1 protein-coding gene is annotated in these 625 nt (G+C 71.8%); it reads right to left on the reverse strand.

What is annotated here, in order from left to right; genetic code table 11:
- A partial coding sequence (locus E1283_RS36820) for a class I SAM-dependent methyltransferase (protein ID WP_132822459.1) occupies positions 1–258 on the reverse strand: 258 nt, incomplete at its 3' end.
- Positions 259–625: the final 367 nt, after the last annotated feature.

The raw sequence follows: 625 nt of genomic DNA on the forward strand, positions 1-625 counted from the left end.
GATCATCCCGCCGTCCGGATCCACCCCGACGACCTCGGCGAACAGGCCCGCCAGCGTGAGGGCGACGACCCCGGGACCACACCCCACGTCCAGCAGCCGCCCCCGCCGGTCGAGGCGCAGCGCGTCGGCGAGCGCCTCCGCCAGGCCCGGCGCGTAGGGCAGCCGCCCCCGCCGGTAGTAGGCGGCCGTCCCCGCGAACAAGGTTTCGTCCCACTCCCAGCCGGCCACCACGCCGCCACCGCCCCTCGCCGAGATCATCGCTCTGTCCGGCCGCCGATGATCCCACGTTGGTGTGCGGGGCGTCGGAGCATTCGCGGGCGGCGGCCTCGGCCGAGCCCGGGGACGCGAGGCCCGGTGGGTCCGATGTGGCGCCCGTGGGCCTTCTCGTGTTCGCGGAGGCGCGCAGACGCCGGCCAGGTCGAGCCGGGATGCCGCACATGACAGGCGAAATGCTCGTTCGCTTGTTCGATAATTGGTCTGCACCTGGGTAAGATCACTGAGCAGTGCAAGGGGTGGGACAACCTCACCCCTGAACCACTCATGGAGGTACACACCCATGCGACCGACCCGTGCTGCCCTGCTCGTCGCCGCCACCGCGCTGACTCCCGCCCTCCTCCTCACCACC

The organism is Streptomyces hainanensis (assembly GCF_004348415.1).
GTDB lineage: Bacteria > Actinomycetota > Actinomycetes > Streptomycetales > Streptomycetaceae > Streptomyces > Streptomyces hainanensis.